Genomic DNA, 19,621 nt, shown 5'->3' on the forward strand with positions numbered 1-19,621 from the left:
ACTCGGTAGTAGTGTTACCGGTGTCACTGGCGACACGGATCGAGGAGCACCACAATGGACCAGCGAGAAACGGATTTCGACGTACTCGTGGTCGGTTCGGGATTCGGCGGCAGCGTCACCGCGCTGCGGCTGATCGAGAAGGGCTACCGGGTCGGTGTGCTCGAGGCCGGTCGACGCTATACCGATGACGAGCTACCCGAAACCAGCTGGGACCTGCGCAAATTCCTATGGGCGCCCAAGCTCGGCTGCTACGGCATCCAGCGCATCCACCCGCTGCGCAACGTGTTGATCCTCGGCGGTGCGGGTGTCGGCGGCGGTTCGCTCAACTACGCCAATACCCTCTATGTGCCGCCGGAGCCGTTCTTCCAGGATCAGCAGTGGCGCGATATCACCGACTGGCGCGCCGAACTCACCCCGTACTACGAGCGCGCGAAGACGATGCTCGGCGTGGTGCAGAACCCGCATCTGACACCGGCGGACGAGGTGTTCAAGAAGGTCGCCGACGATATGGGCTGCGGCGAGACCTTCGTGCAGACCCCGGTCGGCGTCTTCTTCGGCGAGCCGGGAAAGACCGTGGCGGATCCGTACTTCGGCGGTGTCGGACCGGACCGCACCGGCTGCCTCGAATGCGGTGAATGCATGACCGGCTGCCGCCACGGCGCGAAGAACACCCTGGTGAAGAATTACCTGTACCTCGCGGAAAAGGCTGGCGCGCAGGTGATTCCGATGACAACAGTGACCTCGATCCGCCCGCTGCCCGACGGCACCTGGGATGTCTGCACCGAACGCACCGGCGCATGGTTCCGCAAGCGCCCGCACACCTACACCACGTGCCAGGTCGTACTCGCCGCGGGCACGCTCGGCACCCAGAAGTTGTTGCACGCCATGCGGGATCGGGGCGTGCTCCCCGAGTTGTCCGGCCGACTCGGCCAACTCACCCGCACCAACTCCGAATCCATTGTGGGCGCGGCGACCCGCAAGGTGAATCCGGACGTCGACTTCACCCGTGGCGTCGCGATCACGTCATCGATCCACCCGACCCACGACACCCATATCGAGCCGGTGCGCTACGGCAAGGGCTCGAATGCGATGGGTCTGCTGCAGACCCTCATGGTCGACGGCGGCGGCCGGATGCCGCGCTGGCTGCGCTTCCTCGGTCTGGTCGTGCGAAACCCGTTCACGCTCATCAGTTTCCTGAGCGTGAAGAACTGGAGTGAGCGCACCATTATCTCGCTGGTGATGCAGCACCTCGACAATTCGATCACCACCTACACCAAGCGCACCCTGTTCGGCCGCAAGCTCACCAGCAAACAGGGCCACGGCCAACCCAATCCGACCTGGATTCCGGCGGGCAACGAGGTGACCCGCAAGGTAGCGGAGGAAATCGGCGGCGTCGCGGGCGGCAGCTGGGGCGAAGTCTTCAATATCCCGCTCACCGCCCATTTCCTCGGCGGCGCACCTATCGGCGCGGACCGCGATACCGGCGTAATCGACGCCTACCACCGAGTTTTCGGCTACCCGACGCTCAGCGTCGTCGATGGCGCCGCCGTCTCCGCGAACCTCGGCGTCAACCCGTCGCTCACCATCACCGCCCAAGCCGAACGCTGCGCCGCCTATTGGCCCAACAAGGGCGAACAGGACCTGCGTCCCGCGCAGGGCATTGCCTACCAGCAGATCCAGCCCATCGCTCCCAATAACCCCGTCGTCCCAGCCCACGCCCCGGCTGCCCTGGTCCTGCCGATAGTCGAAATCCGCACCCCCAAGTCCGCCGCCAGCTGAGGCTGCGCTCCATCTGCCCGAGACCTGCAAGAAAGCTACTTTGGGGCAAATGCCCGTTTTCTACGCGACCCGCACATCTCGTCATGGTCGACCACCAGGTGCAGGGAAGTAGGTCTGGTGCGCACTGAACCGAAGGCGCTCGTTTAGGGTGTGGGGGGCGGCTCTGCCGCATCGTCAGTAATGCGTGAACAGCGGTACGTTCCGTGGATGGTTCCACCGAATCGAAAGGCGCTGCATGACAGAGGACTTGACGCAACTTGAACTGCTGACGGAGCTGGAACCGGTTGTCGGTGCCAACATCGACCGGCATCTGGCCACAGTCAAGGACTGGTATCCGCACGATTATGTACCCTGGGACGAGGCTCGCAACTTTGCAGCAATGGGCGGGCAGGATTGGGATCCCGCGCAGTCACGGCTCTCGGAAGTCGCCAAAGTCGCGATGATCACGAATCTGCTCACCGAAGACAATTTGCCGTCCTACCACCGCGTGATCTCCGACAACTTCACCAACGACGGTGCGTGGGGCACCTGGGTCGGTCGGTGGACCGCCGAGGAAAACCGCCACGCCATCGCCATGCGCGACTACCTCGTGTGCACCCGCGCTGTCGATCCTGTCGCCCTGGAGAACGACCGGATGGTGCATCTGACGCGCGGCGTGCACGCGCCGGAGAACTTCGGCGGTGTGCTCGATCAGGTCGCATACGTGACTTTCCAGGAGTTGGCTACCCGAATCAGTCACCGCACCACCGCACGAGTCTGCGACGACCCGATCGCGGATCGGATGTTGCAACGCATCGCGGCCGACGAGAATTTGCACATGATGTTCTATCGCAACATCACCGGCGCCGCCTTCGACATCGCACCTGACCAGACGATCGAGGCGGTGACCAAGATCGTGAAAACGTTTTCCATGCCCGGCACCGGAATGCCGAATTGGCGTCGCAATGGCGTGCTGATGGTCAAGCACGGGATCTACGACCTGCGCCAGCATCTGGACGAGGTCCTATTGCCGGTCCTGCGGATCTGGAAAGTCTTCAACCGCACGGACTTCACCGCACGCGGCGAACGCAGCCGCGAAGAACTTGGCGAGTACCTCGAGAAACTCACTCGCGACGTGATGAAGTTCGAAGAACAGCGCGACCGCATCCTCGCCCGCGAGGCGGCGCGCGTCGGGTAGCGCACCGCTGGATGTCACAGTCGCGCAGAAACATTCACGCGACTGTGACATCCGGCGCCCGACAGTCTGCCTAGTAGGTCTACCCGGATTGATCGCGTCAGTTGCGGACGATCAGGACCGCGCCCGCAACCACCAAGGCCAGCACGATGGCGGCAATGCCGAAGACGAGGCGGTGGTTGCGCAGAGCCGGAATCAGGCGGTCGACGGCGTAGCGGCCCGGACCGGTAAGGGCGAGCGATGCGGCGGCCAGGGTGAGGAGCAGTTCGTACTCGATGCCCTTCGGCGCGAAGAACCCGCCGCCCCATTTGACAGCGATCGCATTGAGCAGGGTCCCGACCAGCGCCGCGGCGGCGAGCGGAGTGAGCAGGCCGACAGCGAGGGCGAGTCCGCCGAGTGTTTCACTCAGTCCGGCGACCACAGCCATCGCCTTGCCCGACGGGTAGCCGCTCATCGTGAAGAATGCGCCGGTGCCATCGAGGCCGCCGCCGTCGAACCAGCCGAACAGTTTCTGCGCGCCGTGTGCGGCCATGGTCAGTCCGACGGCCAGCCGCAGGACGAGTAGACCGAGGTCGTAAGTGTGTGTGGGCGTTGCGGTTTCGGCGTTCGCGGCGGGGGCGGTGATGGTCGCGGTCATGGGGTGCCTTTCGTTGTGGGGCGGATCAGCCGAGCTGTATGGAGCGCCGGGCCATGCCAAGCCAGAAGCCGTCGATGACGGTGCGCTGGTCGGCGAAATCGTCGCCGCTTGCACCGAGGGCGACGAACAGCGGTGCGAAATGGTCGGTGCGCGGATGCGCGAGGTGTGCCGCGGGGGCCTTGTTTTCGAAGTCGAGCAGGGCGTCGAGATCGTGAGCGGCGAGGGTTTCGCGGCCCCAATCGTCGAATTCCGCGGTGAAGCCGTAGACGTGCTCATCATCGGCGGTGATGGCGCGCAGGTTATGGGTGAAGAAACCACTGCCGACGATCAGCACGCCCTCCTCGCGCAGCGGTGCGAGCCGACGGCCCACTTCCAACAGCCGCCGCGGATCCAGCGTCGGCATCGACAGCTGCAATACCGGGACATCGGCCTCGGGATACATCTCCTTCAGCGGCACGTAGGCCCCGTGGTCCAGCCCACGATCCGGCACATCGACGACACCGCCAACGAGCAGTCTGCGCACCGTGTCCGCCAGTTCCGGCGCGCCCGGTGCGGCGTATCGCACGTGGTAGTAGCGCTCCGGAAACCCGCCGAAGTCATAGACCAGCGGCACCGTCGTGGTGGCGCCGAGCGCGATCGGCGCGGCCTCCCAGTGCGCGGAAATCATCAGAATCGCCGTGGGACGCGGCAATTCGCGCGACCATGCGGCCAGCTCACCGGGCCACCGCGGGTGATCGGCCAGCGGCGGTGCGCCGTGTGAGAGGTAGAGCACCGGCATCTGTCCGGCCATCGCCGCCCTCCATCCAGCTAGTTCAAATTTGAACGCAAACCGACTATAGCTTGTTGTTCAAATTTGAACAACCCCGGTAGGATGGTTGATGTGGCTGACGCGAAATGGCTGAACGAGCGGGAGATGCGCACCTGGCAGGGATTCCTGGCGGCGGGGGCGCTCGTCGGCCGACAGGTCGAACAGCACCTCAAACACGAGGGGCTTTCGCACACCCAGTACGAGGTCCTGGTCCGCCTCGCCGCGGCTCCCGAGGGCCAACTGCGCATGACCGAATTGGCCGATGCCCTCTACACCTCGAAAAGCGGTCTGAACTACCAGGTCACCCAAATGGAGAAGGCCGGTTTGGTACGCCGCGCAGCATGCCCCACCGATATCCGCGGCGTCATCGCCAACCTCACCGCAGCGGGCCGCGACCGCCTCGAGCAGATCGCCCCCGGGCACGTCGAAACGGTGCGCCGTGTCCTCATCGATGCGCTCACCCCCGAACAGCAGGAGGCCATCGCCACCGGCCTCGGCGAGGTCGCGCGCCGACTCGACTGACCGGCACCGGATGGGACGGACGCGCGATCTCCTGGTGCCGCACCAGCGTTCAAGACGTCCGGCTCCTTCGAGCCCGAGACTGTGACATCGCTCATCACACTTCTGCAAGGAGGAAGCGCGGGCCGCCCCTCCCGTCCACTCGCCCGAATAGACCACCCTGCACCACGGCGACCTTCCAGCAATCGATGTGTCAGCGAATGGAATCCGGAGATACCAGGCGCGATCCAGCCTCCGCCGCAACCTGTTTCGCACGTGTCGGACTCCACGGGCAATTCCGTGGTTTGCCCGCATGACTCGGCATGCGAGTACGACCAAAGGAGGACAGCGGCCGCTACCTCGGGGCGATGTCACCGGCGTTGGGAACGCCGCACAATCAGGGCCGTAAGAAATCTGTTGGGAAACTCTAAGCCCGAACAGATTTGATGCCCAGGTACGGATGTGACGCTGATGGTCGCAGATTTGAGCCGAGAACGGAGAAGATAGTGCCGACGACGTTTCCGAGTTCCGTCACCGAGGCCACATTGGATACGGTGCAGGACTGCCGCCGACGTGGTTGGACGGTCGCGGAAACGACCAATGGTGTCTGCCTGATCACCGACGCGCAGATTTCGGCCATCGAACTCACCGGGGCATTGGCCGCCACCGTGCGCCGGTACCTTCGCGCCAACAATCTGTCCGGTCCGGTGATCGAAATTCCAGGCCCGCAGCGCCGCGAGATCCACCTCGTCGTCGGCGCGGCCAAGGCGGCTATGGCGATCGGCGCATTGCGCGGTGTCGGCGCGATCGTGCACACCGACGGTGCGAGCATCCCGCTCCCGCCGACCCGCCTGTCGGCCGGTTCGGCCTGCTGGGGCATTTCCCCGAGTGAGGCTCGCTGGGTTCCGCCGGTAGTCGCGATCGCCGCCGCGGTCCGGGCCGCCGAATCCGGTCGTAAGCGGCAGGTCGCCGATCTGGCGAGCTGAGGAGCGTCAGACCGAGGTCGGGTCCGATTCCGATCGACGGGTCGTCGGCATCACATCCGCGCTGTCCGGAACTGGTTCGCGGACAACGACTTTCCACTGGATGCGCCGCAGCCACGCCGGGGCCCACCAGCACGCGTCACCGAGCAGCTGCATGGTCGCGGGGACCAGCAGCATGCGCAGCACGGTGGCATCGATGAACAGCGCGGTGACCATCCCGAGGGCGATGTACTGCATCATCACCAGATCGGACAGGGCGAAGACGCCGGTCACTACTATCAAGATCAGCGCGGCGGCGGAGATGATCCGGCCCGTCCGCGCGACTCCGGTGCGGACCGCCTCGGTCGTCGACGCGCCCGTGCGGCGCGCCTCGACTATGCGGGCGAGCAGGAACACCTCGTAATCGGTGGACAGACCGTAGATCACCGACACGATCAGCATCAGCACCAGCGACATGATCGGCTGCGGCGTGAAGCCCAGCAGTCCGGCCCCGTGACCCTCGACGAAGATCCAGGTCAGCACCCCGATGGTGGCCCCGAGGCCGAGCAGGTTCAGCACAGCCGCTTTGAGCGGCAACACGATTGAGCCGAAAGTCAGGAACAGCAGTGCGGAGGTGGCGATGAACACGAGCGCGAGCATCAGCGGTAGCCGGTGCAGCAGCGCGTCGATGCTGTCGCGCTGCGCTGCTGGTTCGCCCCCGACCATCACCTTCGGCAGTTCCATGGAGCGCAGGTAGTCGATGGTCGCGTCGGCGTCCGCGGGGCTGGCCAGCACCGTCTCGGTGGTGTAGATGAACGGTTGCGCCGGGCGCTGGGTGGGTTTGGGGAACGGTGCCGCGAGCCCGGGGGCCTGATCTGCGTGCGTGACCACGGTCTCGATATCCGGGCTGTTGTAGGTGATCATGACCAGGTAGATCGGATCGATCCGGCGCAAGGGGAAGATCTCGTCGAAGTGCTGCTGCGCCGATCGAGTCGGGTGGTCCGGCGGGAGAAACCGCTCGGTGATGCCACCGAATGCCAGATGCCGCACCGGCACGATGAGCAGTAGCAGTCCGACGAAGACCGGAATCGCCACGGCCACGTCGATTCACCGTGTGCTGGAGCTACTGCCCGCCGACACCGATATCAAGGCGCGGCCCGGCTGGTCGACTCCGATGATCTCGTATGTGGACGCGCGCGACTTTGTCGGGCACGAATTCTTCGGCGAGGTGCGCGGGGGCGTGTACGCCAATCGCGCTGCGTCCGAGGAGGTTCTGGTGTGGATCAACCGGCTGCCGACAGGGACGTCGTTGAGCGTCATCTATCCCGATACCCCGGTGGCGCACGAATCGGTGGATCGCTATGTGTCCGCGATGCAGGCGGTATTCGCGTCGGTCCTCGGTACTACGTGACCAACTCCATCAGTCCGCGTGGATCGGATGGCATCGCCTCGATCGGAAAGCTGAACCGCACCAGCCGGTGCGGCGGGGCGGCGTCGAAGTGTGCGATGCATGACGGTATGAGACCTCCGATCACCTTGTCCAAGAAGCTGTTCACGTGTGCGAAGCCGGGCCGCAGGTGAACGGGCCAACTGCTCAGGCGTCCGGCGGGCACATCGACGGTCGCCTGCTTCGCCACCCGCGCCGCCAGCGGCCAATGCACCGAGAAAGCCAGCCACAGATCCAGGGATTCCACCGCGCCCTCGGTGAAATCCAGCCCGCGTAGCAGCGTCAGACCACCGATGAGCGGCATGATATTCGACGGGAACGGCGCTGTGCCGCTGCCGAATTGCAGGTGTGTGGTGTCGACGAAATGCGCCTCCTCGCGCGAGACCACCGTATTGCCGGAGCGCGTTTCGGCGCGATAGTCTTCCGCGCGCAGCCAGCCGTCGACTCGTCGGAAGCGCTGTTCGATCCGGATCGTCGGATCCCCGGCACCCGGCCGCATTTCGACCATCGAGCGATAGCCGTCGTCCTCGTGCGCCACCACACTGGTCACCTCGAATCGGTGCGGCTGATCCGCGATACCGACGGTGTACACGGATTTCTCGCCATCGGGAATCCCGGGATCACGGAACGCGGTGCGCACAAGTCCTCCTGTCGGCGACGCTATGCAGCGTATTCAAATCGCTTGCGGCAGTTGCGGATAATGGCACGGTAGAGCCCGGGTGCCGCGATGGCGAGTCGGAATACCGCCGAACTCGCCATCGAAAGCCCCGTAATCGCATTCGCACCGCTACCGCGAAATGCCGAGTCGATGATCGACGGCAGTTCCCCGGTGAGAAAGGTGGTCCAGCGCTGTCTGCCGATCACCGGATCGTCCACCTGCCAATCGGCGAAGAAGGTGCCACCGCCGCCGACCGGCATCACCACGGTGACCTGCTTATCGGCGAAGAATCGCTCGACATCGGTCTTGGTCAGCCAATTGCTGCCGTCGCTCCAGACCCCGGTATCGGTGCCGCCGTCGACGCCATTGAGCAGATACAAGACGGGTGCCGGATTCGAATTGTCCACCGCAGGTAGGACTTCGATGGGAACGGTCCGCCCCATCGCCTCGGAATACACGGTCAGATCGAGTACTCGCCCCGGACCTTGCGCCGCGGCGAGCATTCGTGACCCATCGGGTGCCTGCCGCGCGGCCGCCAAGGCACGCACCGGAATCGGCGCATCCGCGTCCCGTGCGGAATCCGCGAGCGATATACCGCCCGAACATGCGAGGACGGCAGCCGCACCCAGCACGGCCGAACGCAGGCCACAGCACACCTCGCACCTCCGATCAGCAAGCGGCGCTGTTCGGCCCGAACATAAGCCGGGATCGCGTTGCCGCGGATCCGCACGGCCAGAATTTGGGTGATCTCGTCAGTCGCCGCCGAACCATCTGGTATCCACCACAAATGCGGCGCGAACCGGAATCCACTCGGCGGGCACCCTGTGCCCAGGTGCCGTCTGACCATCCCCTCCACGGTCAGACGGCGGCAACTGACGCGCGAGGACATCGGCAGTCGAGATGTTGTTACCATTTGGATGATAGACGCATCCGAATGTGCATGACAACGCCGAACAGGGCACGATCGCCGCGCCACCAGCTACATCTCGGCCATTCGTAGCGCCGCGCGCGAGTATCGAACCGGTACGCTGCGCGGTGCCGCAGGAAGCAAGGGAACAGCGAAGGGACCGATGGTTCGTCTGACGAGGGCACAGCAGCAGGACGCCACCCGCAGAAAGGTGTTGGCCGCGGCCAAGTCCGAGTTCGCGCAGCGCGGATTCCGCGGCGCGACGGTCGACGGCATCGCCGAGCGCGCCGATATGACGCGGGGAGCGGTCTATTCCAATTTTCCGGGCAAGCGGGCGCTATATCTCGCGGTGCTCGCACACGAAGCCGAACAGGCTCCCGCGCCCGCGGGCGGCGCGAAGTCCGACACACCGGCCGCCGCGCTCGGCGCGTTCGCCAGCACCTGGCTCGAGCAACTGCCGCAGTCGAGCCAATATGAATACGGCGAGGACGAGCAGTTCACCTCCCCCGCGCTCAGCGTCGATTTCGTACCCGAAGTCCTGATGAGCGAACAGATCCGGCGGCCGTTCGCACAGCTGCTCGCGCTCGACGCGCTGCTGCTCGCCGTGTCACTGCGGGCAATCAGCCAGCCGACATCCGCGCCGCTGGAAAGTTTTGTCGCCAGTGCCGAATCCGTGCTGACGATCCTGTACGGGACGACCCAGCTGTCCTACGTCGCGCCCGAATTCACCGATCCGGCACGGGCCATCGCGCTGTGCGAACAGGTCGCACTACTCGGCGGGGTGAAGACGCCGAGCCCGCCCTCCCCGACCGACGCGCGCGTCACCCGGGTCGACGAGCCTTGGGAACCGCCGAGCTGCATCGATCGCATCCGCGCCGACTCGGCCCGGCTCGACGGCGACGGCCTGATCGCCGTCGTCGGCATGCACCGGATCGCCACCATCGAAGCGGCGCTCTCGATCTGGCCCGAGCACACCGATATCACGCTGGCGCTGGTGAGCGATCGTCCCGCGGAACTCGCACCACTCGCGCGGCTGGCGATCGCGGACATCTGCCGGTCACTGCGCCATGCGTTTCCGGCCGCGGCGCTTCCGCGGTTACAGGTGATCGTCGATGATGCCGGAACACTCGCGGCCGCATGTGGATTCGACCGGGTCGACGACAATTCCGAGTTCGCGGTCCTCATCGAGAACGGCCGAATCACGACGCGGGCCGAGGGGCGGGGCGCGGGCAAGGCCGCCGCGACCGAATACGCGAGTTCATCGGCTCCGGACCGAGCGTGAGTCTTCGAGGGTGCCGAGCGTTTTCGCCAGCGCCTGACAGGCACCCGCGCCCGTCGCCCGCGCCACCACCCGTTCGCCGTCGACGAAGACCGCACTCTCGGTGTCGTCATCGACGGTGACGACACCGCACGCCCGTGCGAGTTTGCCGGATTCGTCGAGAACCACCTGCATGCCGGGAACCGCGGGGCACGGAAACGCGGCACGCAGCGACCGGCTGATATCGCTGACCGCGAGGCGAGCCAGCTGTGCCACCTCCGTGCCGTCGGCCGTGGCCATCGCGATCGTGGTGCGACCTCCACTGGGCTGGTCACGCAGGATATCCGCGACGGCGCCGAGCTTGTTCATCCCGAGTACGGCAACCACGTTCGCACCCGCGAGATCCGCGGCCACCGTGTGGACCAGGTCGCGGCACGGTGGTGGCGTCCACGGCTCGTCGACGCCCGTCACCGCGACGGTGTCCGCCGTGGCCCGCGTGGTGTCGTCGATTCGGTGGTGCACCATCTGCTCGCATGCGGCGATCACTTTCGCCCCGTCCACGAATTCCGGTGCGACGAAAGACAATTGGGTCGCACCATACAGCAAGGTGATCACCGATTCGGCGATACCGAGCCACCGGCCGGGCAGTACGGACGCACCACTGCCGTCCAGGCCCGCCAGCGCGAGGCCGAGCAGGATGGCGTCCAGTTTGATCAGCTGCACGAACGAGCCGCGCAGACATTCATCGGCGACGAGTTCGGGAATGAGGTCGTGCGCCAGCATCGGTGAGTGCAGCTGCGAGACCCCGGCCACCGGACAGTTTGCCGAACCGGGGAGCCGGTCGACCCAGGTCCGGGCGAAGCGGCCGATGGCCGCCACCGGGGTCCGCGCCGGGCGACCATCCAGCAGATCCGGCGCCCCCTCGGCCTCCGCGGCCAGCACCGCCAGGTACAACGCCCGCTTACCAGCGAAGTTGGAGTACACCGCGCCGCGCGTCAGCTCCGCACGCTCGGCGATGTCATCCACCGTCGCGCCGCGAAAACCGCGTTCGGCGAATTCCGCCTTGGCCGCCGCTAGGACCCGGTCGCGATTGCGTTGCTGCAATGCGGCTCTGCTCTGACGACTCATCGGTTCTCCACCAACCGTTCTGTTCGTTTACAGATGCGCATACCATCCAAATGTTGATACCATCTCAATGCTACGTGCGACTGAGTACGAGCGAGGCGGGCATCGAAGGACGGGTAGTGGGCATCACCAGGTACGAATCCGGGTCGCGAACCGCGGCCACGGTGCTCGACGAGGCCAAGCGACTGGTCGAGCCCGCATACCGCTCCTCCCTGGACCGCATTGCCCCACCGATCAGAATGATCGTCGGCTACCACGCCGGTTGGCTGGACGCCACGGGGCGGCCGAGCAAACAGGTCGGCAAATCGATCCGTCCGGCGCTGGTGCTCGCATCCGCCAAAGCCGTAGCGTCCGCGGAGCCACCGCAGGGTGTCACCGAGGCCGTCGCGGTCGAGCTGGTGCACGATTTCTCGCTGCTGCACGACGACCTGACCGACGGCGACGAGCAGCGACGCAACCGCCGATCGGCCTGGTCGGTCTATGGCGAACGCGGCGCCCAGCTCGCCGGAGATGCGCTACTCGCCATGGCGATCAACGAGATGGTCGGCCGCCCCGGCATCACGCTGCTGTCGAAAGCCCTCGACGCGTTATGCAACGAAAAATCCGCGGATATCGAGTCCGAACACCGCGAAACCGTCGACGAATCCCTCGCCATGATCGAGTCGAAAACCGCGGCGCTGCTGTCCTGCGCCTGCGAGATGGGTGCGATCGCCGGTGGCGCCGACCAGCAACAAGCCAGAGCGCTGGCCGAATTCGGACATCATCTCGGCATCGCATTCCAACTGATCGATGACATGCTCGGCATCTGGGGCAATCCGAGCGTGACCGGTAAGCCGCTCTACCCCGACCTCGCCAACCGCAAGAAATCCCCGCCGATCGCGCGCGCTCTGGATTCGACCGGGCCCACCGCGGATGCGCTTCGCGAGTTGTATCGAGATGTCGGCCGAGATACCGAAACGCTGCACCGGATCGCCTGCCTGATCGAACTCACCGGAGCTCGCGAGTGGGCCGAACGCGAGGCCCAGCGGGAGCTCGATGCCGCGTTGGACTGCCTCACCAGCGTATCCGCCGACGATGCCACCGAGGATCTTCGACTACTCGCCGCGATGATGACCAGCAGGTCCGTATGAAGAACCCGATCGAGTCGATCCCGCTAGCTCCGAACACAGTCCCGATTCTCGGCCACGGCATGCGTTTTCTCACCGACCCGATCGGATTCCTCTCCTCACTCCCCACGCACGGCCGCCTCAGCCGAGTCCAATTGGGCCCGCTGCCGGTCGTGGTGGTCTGCGATCCCGAGTTGGCCCGGGTGGTACTCCTCGACGACCGTACCTTCGATCGCGGCGGACCACTCTACGATCGCTCCCGCGAAGTCGCAGGCGACGGTATCGGAACCTGCCCGCACAGCAGGCACCGCCGACAGCGCCGCCTGAGCCAACCCGCCTTCCAACCGGGACGTATGCCCGGATACTCCGAGGCCATGGTCGACTCGATCGAAGACGTGATCGGGTCCTGGCAGGACGGACTGCAAATCCAACTCGGCGCGGAAATGTCGAAACTCACTGTCCGAGTGGCAGTTCGGACAATGTTCTCCTCGTCGTTTCCGGAGACCTCGGTGCAGCAGGTCGCCGACGATTTCACGACGATCGCCGGGAGCATATTCCGGCGGATGGTGCTGCCACCGGCCGTCAATCGACTGCCCACACCGGCCAACCGGCGCTACTACCAGGCTCGGAACCGGCTGCGGGCGGTGGCCGCCGAACTCATCGACCAGCGGCGCGCCGACAATCGCGACCACGGTGATCTGCTGTCCTCCCTCATGCGTGCCCGCGATCCCGACTCCACCGGCGCGCAGGTCGCGATGAGCGACGATGAACTCATCGACCAGGTATTCACCTTTCTGTTCGCGGGTGCGGAAACCACCGCGAGCACCTTGACCTGGGCGCTGTATCTGCTCGGACGAAATCCGGAGCTACGAAGGCAGCTTCAGCACGAGGTCGATACCGTGCTGAGCGATAGCACCGCCCGCTATCAGGACCTGGCGAATCTGCCGGTCGTCAATCGGGTGGTGACCGAAACGCTGCGGTTGTATCCGGCCGGATGGTTGCTCACGAGGGTGGTTTCTGCGGACACCACCCTCGACGGCGTCCCGCTTCCGGCGGGTACGACCGTCGCGGTCAGTCCGCACGTCATTCATCGGCGCGATGAAATCTATGATAGGGCAGGCGAATTCGTGCCCGATCGGTGGATCGGCACGGAGCCGGACCGAACGCTGTTCATATCCTTCGGCGCCGGTGCGCGACGCTGCATAGGTGACCAGTTCGGACTCGTCGAGGCCAGCTTGGCATTGGCGACGATCGCGGCACGCTGGCGCGTCGATCCACTGTCGACCCGGCCCGTGCACGTATCGCTCGCACATCTGCCCGCACCGACGAAACTCGGCATGCGGGTGTGGCGCCGAGATCCGGTGGCCGTCGATGCATCCGCATCGGAGCCGGGTAGATAGTTATGGCCGCACCCCCCGAGGCGGCCACGCGCCGCAGGGTCGGCGTGCTGACCAGCGGCCTACTGCGCGAGTTCCACATCTGCTGGTCGTTCAGCGCAGGCGACCTTACGGCAACCGTTGTACCCGCGACGACCTTCGCCGTCGCCGCATGGGCGAGCACCCGTGCGGGTGTCGTTGCACTACCGCTGGTGTTGGCCGAATGTCTGGTCTATTTCTGGCTTTACATCTACACGTTCAACCTTTCCAACCAGCTGACCGGCATCGAAGAGGATCGCCACAACAAGCCGCACCGGCCGCTCGTCGTCGGACTCGTCACCCCGCAGGGCGCCAAGTGGCGGCTGCTCTGGGTCACTGCCGCCTTCCTCGCGCTGGGTGCGGTGCTGCAGGTCCTGGAATGGACGGTGCTCTGGATCGTGGCGTGGGCCTTCCACAATCATTTCGGCGGTGCCCGCGCACTGTGGGGTAAGAATGCCGCCATGGTCGCGGGCACGATCGCCCAACTCGCGGCCGCCTGGCAAATCGTGACTCCCCTGACCCCGGCGGCCTGGACCTGGATCGCGGCGATCGCCATACCCCTGGGTGTGCTGGTATCCCTGCAAGATCTACGCGATATCGACGGTGATGTGGCGGTCGGAAGACGCACCGCCGCAGTGGTTTTCGGCGAGTCGGCCTGCCGCCGGTTCTTGGCGGCGGCATTCGTGATCTATCCGGTTGCCATGCATTTCCTCGTCTACCGCGGCGTACCGCTCCCCGCGGCACTGCTCGGAGTGGCCGCGGCGCTGCTGTCCTTCGTCATCGCCTACCGCGTGTTCCGGCGGCGCGATCGCCGCGCCGACCACACCACCTACCTCTTCTATACCTACTGGTACTGCCTGACTCTGGCCAGCGCGATCCTCGCTTTCGGAAGGTAATCCTCGGCAGGACGCGCCCACGCAGATCCGGGGAGGGATCGGATTACCCGAACCGGATGAGCGCGGCCTGCCCTCGAACACCGCCACGCCAGCGGCACCGACTGCGGCCTCGGTGTCGCGCCTGCGAGTATTCGAGACACGGTGTCGGCGACGGTGCCCGGTGATCACCATGTATTCCCAGCTTAGGTTTGCCTGAACATTTGGGCAATCCTATTGGAGCACAACATTATTGGCCCGCGTGTGCATTGTGATCGAGCCCAGGGCTGGTGCGCGCGGCCCGGCGGGGTGGATTCCGGCGATTATTGGGGTCATTCACATGGGTCCCGGTCGCCGGTTGGGCGCGAACCCAACTTCGCAGTGAATGGTGGGCAACACCGGTGGTGCCTCGCATACTTGCGTTCATAGGGGTTTCCCGCCGACCCGAGCTGTTCGAACCGGCCGACGAGAAGTGCATGAGTTGGTTACCGACATCATCGATGTGGGCGCGGAATTCGCGATCGCCCGGCGAGCGCTCTGGGATCTGCTGCTCGAACCGCAAACCTATCCGCGCTTATTCGCAGGCATCGGCGCCTGCGAACGCGTGGAATCCCGTACCGACAACGGTATTCTGGAACTACGGGTCGGCACCCCGGAATCCGGAATCCGCACTCACCAGGTGCGGTTCCGGGTGTGTCGCTGGTACGAGAGCTTCGAATTGGAGTGCGTTGGCACCGGCAGTTTCGCCTCGGTCCGCCTGCGCGGTGACGAGGAGCGCACCAAGATCGTCATCACCCTGTTCGCACCGGGCCGGATGCATCCGCTGCTGCCGGAGCAGTCCAATGCCGCAGTGGTGGCGTGGGTCGACAGCGGATTGCGGCACGCGGTCGACGTCATTCGCGGCGCGCACACCTCGGTCGCGGTCAATGCCGAGAATTCACCGCTGCGGCGGCAGGTGGGTGTGGCCAAGCAGATCATGAGTACCGGTGTCGCGCGGCCCACCAACCCCGCGACCAGCATCAAACAGGTTCGCTCCCTGGCGAAATGGGGCTTCAATCTGGCGGGCGGATACGCGGCGGGAGCCGCGCATTCGCCGGATCGGATCGCTGTCGTCGACGACTCCGGCACCCGCACCTTCGCTCAGATGCACGAACGCACGAACGCGCTGGCCGGGGCCATGGCCACCCTGGGGCTCGCGTCCGGTGACGCGGTGGGCTTGCTGTCGCGCAACCATGCGGGCATGGTCGAAACCATGGTCGCCGCCGGGAAACTCGGCGTCGACGTCGCGCTGTTGAATGCGGGGCTGTCCGGGCGGCGCATCGAGGAAATCGTACAGCGCCACCGGCTTTCGGCACTGTTCGTCGACGGTGATCTGGAACAGCTGGTTCGCTACCTGCATACCGATCTGCCGCGGTTCAATACCGACGGTCGCCCGCCGGTACCGGGGCGTTCCACCATCGACGACCTGATCGCCATGGGGCAGTCCGAATTTCGCATCCCGGCACAGCCCGGCAGGCTGATCGTGCTGACCTCGGGAACCAGCGGCACACCGAAGGGCGCGCGCCGCCCCCATCCGAAGGGTTTCGGCACCATCGCAGCCCTGCTGTCGCGGATTCCGCTCGCAATGGATGCGGCGATGCTGATCCCGGCCCCGCTGTTCCACACCTGGGGTCTGGCCGGGCTGCAGCTCAGCACGGCACTGCGGGCAACTGTCGTGTTGCCGGAGCGGTTCGAGGCGCAGGACTGTCTGCGGCTGGTCGCCGAACACCAGGTCGAGAGCATGATCGTGGTGCCGACCATGGTGAATCGCATCCTCGATCTGCCCACCGCCGTGCGTGCTCGCTATGACACATCCAGTCTGCGCACCGTGATCAGCTGCGGCGCACCGCTGGCCGGGGCGACCGTGCTGCGATTCATGGACACCTATGGCGAGATCCTCTACAACGTCTACGGTTCCACCGAGGTGTCCTGGGCCACCATCGCGACTCCGGACGATCTGCGCACCGCACCGACCACCGCGGGCCGACCGCCGCTCGGCACCAGGGTCGCGGTGCTCGGTCCGGATCAGCGTCCGGTTCCGATCGGCGTCACCGGGCATATCTTCGTCGGCAACCACATGCTGTTCGACGGCTACGTCAATTCGGCGCCGCCCGCCGAGGCCGACGGCATGCTCGACACTGGTGACCTCGGCTATCTCGATGTCGCGGGTCGAATGTTCATTGCCGGACGCGACGACGAGATGATCATCTCGGGCGGTGAGAATGTGTTTCCGCGTCCGGTCGAGGAGGCCCTCGCGCATCTGCCACAGGTCAGTGAGGTCGCCGTGGTCGGCGTGCCGGATACCGAGTTCGGGCAGCGTCTGGCGGCTTTCGTGGTGAAACGCGAAGGCGCGGGGCTGGATTCGGATATGATTCGGTCTTACATTCGTAATCGGCTCAGCCGTTTCTCCGTTCCGCGCGATGTCACCTTCCTCAACGCACTCCCCCGGGGCGAAACCGGGAAGATTCTCAAGCGGCTGCTCATCGGATCCGAGCCCGGCGAACCGTCTCCACTGGGCACCACCGGGTCAGCCTGACCTTATGTGGGTTCCTGCGACGGTGCGGGCAACGGCCAGGGTCGGCACCGCCATCGCGATGGCGATGACCGCGATGGCCGCCAGCATGACAATGCTGCCGTCCAGGGTGTGGGTGCGGAAGAACACGACGCTGAGCAGTGCGAGCCCGACCGCATTGCCGATCTGCTCGATGGTGGGTAGTTGCCCGGATGCTTCGGCCATTTGGCGCTGGTCCAAACCCGCCAGCATCAGCGGTTGCACTTGCACACCGAACAGGCCGACCCCCAATCCGGCGATGAAGACCGGGCCGAGCGCCAAAGTGAGATTCACCTCGCCCGCGGTGAGCCGCAGATATGCCGCGCCGATCGCCACGCAGCAGCCATACATCGCAATTCCGAATGCGAGTGCCTTTACCCCCCAACGCTTTACCAGCAGCATGGCGGCGAGGGCGCCGGTACCCGCGCCGAGTGCGAATGGCGTCATCGCCACACCGGTGCGCAGTGCGGACCAATGCAACTCGTCCTGCAGGGTGATCGATACGGTGAAGACGAATGCGGTGAACAAGCCGAAGAAGCTGGCCACCAGCGCAGCACCGATGGCGAAGCCGCGATCGGCGAACAGATCCAAGCGCACCAGTGGACTGCCGCCGCGTCGAGCCAGCCTGCGCTCGTAGCCGAAGAACACCGCACCCAGCGCGAAAGCCGCGGCGACCACACCGAAAGGCCATGGCCGCCAACCATTCTGCTGAACGTCCGCGAGAGCGGCGAGTAAGGCGAACAGGCTCACGGTGGACAATGCCACCCCGCCCAGGTCGAGGCGATCGCGTTCCGGTGGCCTGCCGAGGTGCAGATATTTGAAGCCGAGCACGAAGGCGAGCACGCCGACGGGCAGATTCAGCAGGAATATCGAATGCCAACCGAGTCCGCCGATATCGGCGGTGACCAGCGCACCGCCGAGGATCGGCCCGAGCATTCCGGCGAATCCGGCGGTCGCACCGTAGAGCGCGAAGACCTTTTGATGGCGATTCGGCGGGAAGCTCGCGATGAGGATGGCAATGGTCTGTGCCGCCATCCCGGCGCCCGCGACCCCCTGGGCGATTCTTGCGATTACCAATTCGGTTGCGCTCGAGGATATTCCGCACCACACCGAGGCCGCGGTGAATGCCGTGACCGAGATCAGGAATACGGTGCGGCGGCCGACGATGGCGCCGATGCGCGCCGCGGTCAGCAGCGTGCACGCGAAGGCCAGCGAATACCCGGAGACCACAAGCACCTGCGCCGACTGCGAGGCCCGCAGGTCCGCGCTGAGATTCGGCAGTGCGGTATTGACGATGGTCACGTCGATCATCTGCATGAAAACCGCGATGAGGCAGCCGGTGAAGGCGAGCCACGCGCCGAATTCACCGCCCGCCCGCTCGTCGGATCGTTGTGTTTCGATCTCCGTCACAGCTGATCCTCCCGAAAGCGGGCAATCGAACGCGATGACGGTAACGAACAATCCGGTGGCTACCGCGGGTCAGCGATAAAAGACTCCGCCAACACACAAGTCGGCACTCACCCATCTTGTGAACCGGCCCAAGTCGAGGATCGGCCCTGGCCCGATCAGGCCGACAGGTCGGTCGACTCGGCTCGCGCCATCTTCACCAGCATGTCGTGCAACTCCTTCGCCAACTTCCCCGCACGATCCCCGTGCAGCGCGAAATCGGTGAACGCATCGAGCAGGGCGAGGCTCGGATCCAGCGGGTTGTAGGTGAGATCCGCACTGCCACGCAGTGATTCGGTAATCAGTCGGCGTTGCGCCTCGTGCCGGGCCCGAAAGTCCCCCGCGACATCGAGCGCACAACCGAACTCACGCACAACCGCGGCATACACCGGCCGATCGGCATTGCGCCGCCGCCGCAACCACCGGCGCGGCCGCGCACTCCCGGCCGCCGGTACCAAGGTCGCCAAGGCACCCCCATCGAGCACCATCCAAATCGCTGACGCATCTGATTGCGGCAATGACGGAGACGCCCCACGCACTGGGGGCGCGCTATCGTCCTGAACGGTAATCCGTATGCCGCGCAAGGCAATCGGATACCGGGTGAGCATGTCGTCCACCGCTGCCGTGACCTCCCGGACAACATACTTGTCGACATTCGGCCCATCGAATCCGACAAGGTCCAGACCATGCTGCGCCGCCAACTCGACAGCGGTGACAGGCGTCGCCGAATCGACGGAATACGCACGGGAGCCCGGCATCTCGATGTCAGGATATATCGGAAGTCGTGCTGTCTCGGATTCCTGAGAATGGATCGGCAGCGGTACGGCCTCCGACTGCGGTTGCACCGCGGGCGGCCACACCACCTCGGGCTCTCGCACATAGACCGGCAGCGATGCCGCGTCGGGCTCCTGCACGTATGCCGGTACCGCCACTGCCTGC

At 65.3% G+C, this 19,621-nt stretch carries 18 protein-coding genes; 10 read left to right on the forward strand and 8 right to left on the reverse strand.

All coding sequences use genetic code 11. From position 1 onward, the window contains the following. Positions 1 to 54: 54 nt before the first annotated feature. Together NP3_RS21930 and NP3_RS21935 are read left to right on the forward strand one after the other, a co-directional pair. On the forward strand, positions 55 to 1,779 hold the full coding sequence (locus NP3_RS21930; protein ID WP_063043475.1) for a GMC oxidoreductase: 1,725 nt from the start codon (positions 55 to 57) through the stop codon (positions 1,777 to 1,779). Between the two features lie 235 nt (positions 1,780 to 2,014). After that, complete coding sequence (locus tag NP3_RS21935; RefSeq protein WP_063043476.1) at positions 2,015 to 2,956, forward strand: acyl-ACP desaturase; 942 nt, start codon at positions 2,015 to 2,017, stop codon at positions 2,954 to 2,956. Between the two features lie 97 nt (positions 2,957 to 3,053). Here the strand turns inward: NP3_RS21935 and NP3_RS21940 are convergent, their stop codons facing one another. Beyond that, positions 3,054 to 3,590, reverse strand: coding sequence for a DoxX family protein (locus tag NP3_RS21940; RefSeq protein ID WP_063043477.1), 537 nt, complete (start codon positions 3,588 to 3,590; stop codon positions 3,054 to 3,056). A 25-nt stretch (positions 3,591 to 3,615) separates the two neighbouring features. Then, positions 3,616 to 4,380: a dioxygenase family protein gene (locus NP3_RS21945; protein ID WP_063043478.1), complete on the reverse strand. Its 765-nt coding sequence runs from the start codon at positions 4,378 to 4,380 to the stop codon at positions 3,616 to 3,618. Between the two features lie 90 nt (positions 4,381 to 4,470). Between NP3_RS21945 and NP3_RS21950 the strand changes: the two genes are divergently transcribed. Both NP3_RS21950 and NP3_RS21955 read left to right on the forward strand, forming a co-directional pair. Beyond that, on the forward strand, positions 4,471 to 4,920 hold the full coding sequence (locus tag NP3_RS21950; RefSeq protein ID WP_063043493.1) for a MarR family winged helix-turn-helix transcriptional regulator: 450 nt from the start codon (positions 4,471 to 4,473) through the stop codon (positions 4,918 to 4,920). Positions 4,921 to 5,402: 482 nt separating this feature from the next. Then, positions 5,403 to 5,882: a hypothetical protein gene (locus NP3_RS21955; RefSeq protein ID WP_063043479.1), complete on the forward strand. Its 480-nt coding sequence runs from the start codon at positions 5,403 to 5,405 to the stop codon at positions 5,880 to 5,882. A gap of 6 nt (positions 5,883 to 5,888) precedes the next feature. Here the strand turns inward: NP3_RS21955 and NP3_RS21960 are convergent, their stop codons facing one another. Continuing rightward, positions 5,889 to 6,959 carry an MMPL family transporter gene (locus NP3_RS21960; protein ID WP_307678563.1) on the reverse strand — a complete coding sequence of 357 codons (1,071 nt, stop codon included), beginning with the start codon at positions 6,957 to 6,959 and terminating at the stop codon, positions 5,889 to 5,891. A 13-nt stretch (positions 6,960 to 6,972) separates the two neighbouring features. Here NP3_RS21960 and NP3_RS21965 point away from each other — a divergent pair, with 13 nt between their 5' ends. Further along, positions 6,973 to 7,269, forward strand: a complete 297-nt coding sequence (locus tag NP3_RS21965; RefSeq protein WP_063043480.1) for a hypothetical protein — start codon at positions 6,973 to 6,975, stop codon at positions 7,267 to 7,269. Here NP3_RS21965 and NP3_RS21970 read toward each other — a convergent pair. Both NP3_RS21970 and NP3_RS21975 read right to left on the reverse strand, forming a co-directional pair. Continuing rightward, positions 7,262 to 7,945, reverse strand: a complete 684-nt coding sequence (locus NP3_RS21970) for a hypothetical protein (protein WP_063043481.1) — start codon at positions 7,943 to 7,945, stop codon at positions 7,262 to 7,264. The genes NP3_RS21965 and NP3_RS21970 overlap by 8 nt on opposite strands. Positions 7,946 to 7,965: 20 nt before the next feature. Continuing rightward, positions 7,966 to 8,595, reverse strand: a complete 630-nt coding sequence (locus NP3_RS21975; protein ID WP_063043482.1) for an alpha/beta hydrolase — start codon at positions 8,593 to 8,595, stop codon at positions 7,966 to 7,968. A 438-nt stretch (positions 8,596 to 9,033) separates the two neighbouring features. Between NP3_RS21975 and NP3_RS21980 the strand changes: the two genes are divergently transcribed. Then, complete coding sequence (locus tag NP3_RS21980; RefSeq protein WP_063043483.1) at positions 9,034 to 10,152, forward strand: TetR/AcrR family transcriptional regulator; 1,119 nt, start codon at positions 9,034 to 9,036, stop codon at positions 10,150 to 10,152. Here the strand turns inward: NP3_RS21980 and NP3_RS21985 are convergent. After that, positions 10,129 to 11,256 carry a TetR/AcrR family transcriptional regulator gene (locus NP3_RS21985; RefSeq protein WP_063824851.1) on the reverse strand — a complete coding sequence of 376 codons (1,128 nt, stop codon included), beginning with the start codon at positions 11,254 to 11,256 and terminating at the stop codon, positions 10,129 to 10,131. The two genes, NP3_RS21980 and NP3_RS21985, sit on opposite strands and share 24 nt — an antisense overlap. A gap of 74 nt (positions 11,257 to 11,330) precedes the next feature. Between NP3_RS21985 and NP3_RS21990 the strand changes: the two genes are divergently transcribed. The 4 genes from NP3_RS21990 (at position 11,331) to NP3_RS22005 (ending at position 17,221) form a co-directional block, all read left to right on the forward strand. Beyond that, on the forward strand, positions 11,331 to 12,383 hold the full coding sequence (locus NP3_RS21990; protein WP_218024905.1) for a polyprenyl synthetase family protein: 1,053 nt from the start codon (positions 11,331 to 11,333) through the stop codon (positions 12,381 to 12,383). After that, a complete protein-coding gene (locus NP3_RS21995; RefSeq protein ID WP_063043485.1) occupies positions 12,380 to 13,759 on the forward strand; it encodes a cytochrome P450 in 1,380 nt (459 codons plus the stop codon). The genes NP3_RS21990 and NP3_RS21995 overlap by 4 nt, the downstream gene beginning before the upstream one ends. A gap of 2 nt (positions 13,760 to 13,761) precedes the next feature. Continuing rightward, positions 13,762 to 14,670, forward strand: coding sequence for a UbiA family prenyltransferase (locus tag NP3_RS22000; RefSeq protein WP_063043486.1), 909 nt, complete (start codon positions 13,762 to 13,764; stop codon positions 14,668 to 14,670). A 457-nt stretch (positions 14,671 to 15,127) separates the two neighbouring features. Continuing rightward, positions 15,128 to 17,221 carry an AMP-binding protein gene (locus NP3_RS22005; RefSeq protein WP_063043495.1) on the forward strand — a complete coding sequence of 698 codons (2,094 nt, stop codon included), beginning with the start codon at positions 15,128 to 15,130 and terminating at the stop codon, positions 17,219 to 17,221. Here the strand turns inward: NP3_RS22005 and NP3_RS22010 are convergent. Next, a complete protein-coding gene (locus NP3_RS22010) occupies positions 17,213 to 18,646 on the reverse strand; it encodes an MFS transporter (protein ID WP_063043487.1) in 1,434 nt (477 codons plus the stop codon). The two genes, NP3_RS22005 and NP3_RS22010, sit on opposite strands and share 9 nt — an antisense overlap. A gap of 155 nt (positions 18,647 to 18,801) precedes the next feature. Next, positions 18,802 to 19,621 (reverse strand): hypothetical protein (locus NP3_RS49225; protein WP_169814541.1); only part of this gene is annotated, 820 nt, incomplete at its 5' end.

This window comes from Nocardia pseudovaccinii NBRC 100343, assembly GCF_001613225.1.
GTDB lineage: Bacteria > Actinomycetota > Actinomycetes > Mycobacteriales > Mycobacteriaceae > Nocardia > Nocardia pseudovaccinii.

Coding starts and splice junctions, on each gene's coding strand:
- NP3_RS21930 (WP_063043475.1), top strand. CDS start 55: ATGGACCAGCGAGAAACGGATTTCGACGTACTCGTGGTCGGTTCGGGA.
- NP3_RS21935 (WP_063043476.1), top strand. CDS start 2,015: ATGACAGAGGACTTGACGCAACTTGAACTGCTGACGGAGCTGGAACCG.
- NP3_RS21940 (WP_063043477.1), bottom strand. CDS start 3,590: ATGACCGCGACCATCACCGCCCCCGCCGCGAACGCCGAAACCGCAACG.
- NP3_RS21945 (WP_063043478.1), bottom strand. CDS start 4,380: ATGGCCGGACAGATGCCGGTGCTCTACCTCTCACACGGCGCACCGCCG.
- NP3_RS21980 (WP_063043483.1), top strand. CDS start 9,034: ATGGTTCGTCTGACGAGGGCACAGCAGCAGGACGCCACCCGCAGAAAG.
- NP3_RS21985 (WP_063824851.1), bottom strand. CDS start 11,256: ATGAGTCGTCAGAGCAGAGCCGCATTGCAGCAACGCAATCGCGACCGG.
- NP3_RS21995 (WP_063043485.1), top strand. CDS start 12,380: ATGAAGAACCCGATCGAGTCGATCCCGCTAGCTCCGAACACAGTCCCG.
- NP3_RS22000 (WP_063043486.1), top strand. CDS start 13,762: ATGGCCGCACCCCCCGAGGCGGCCACGCGCCGCAGGGTCGGCGTGCTG.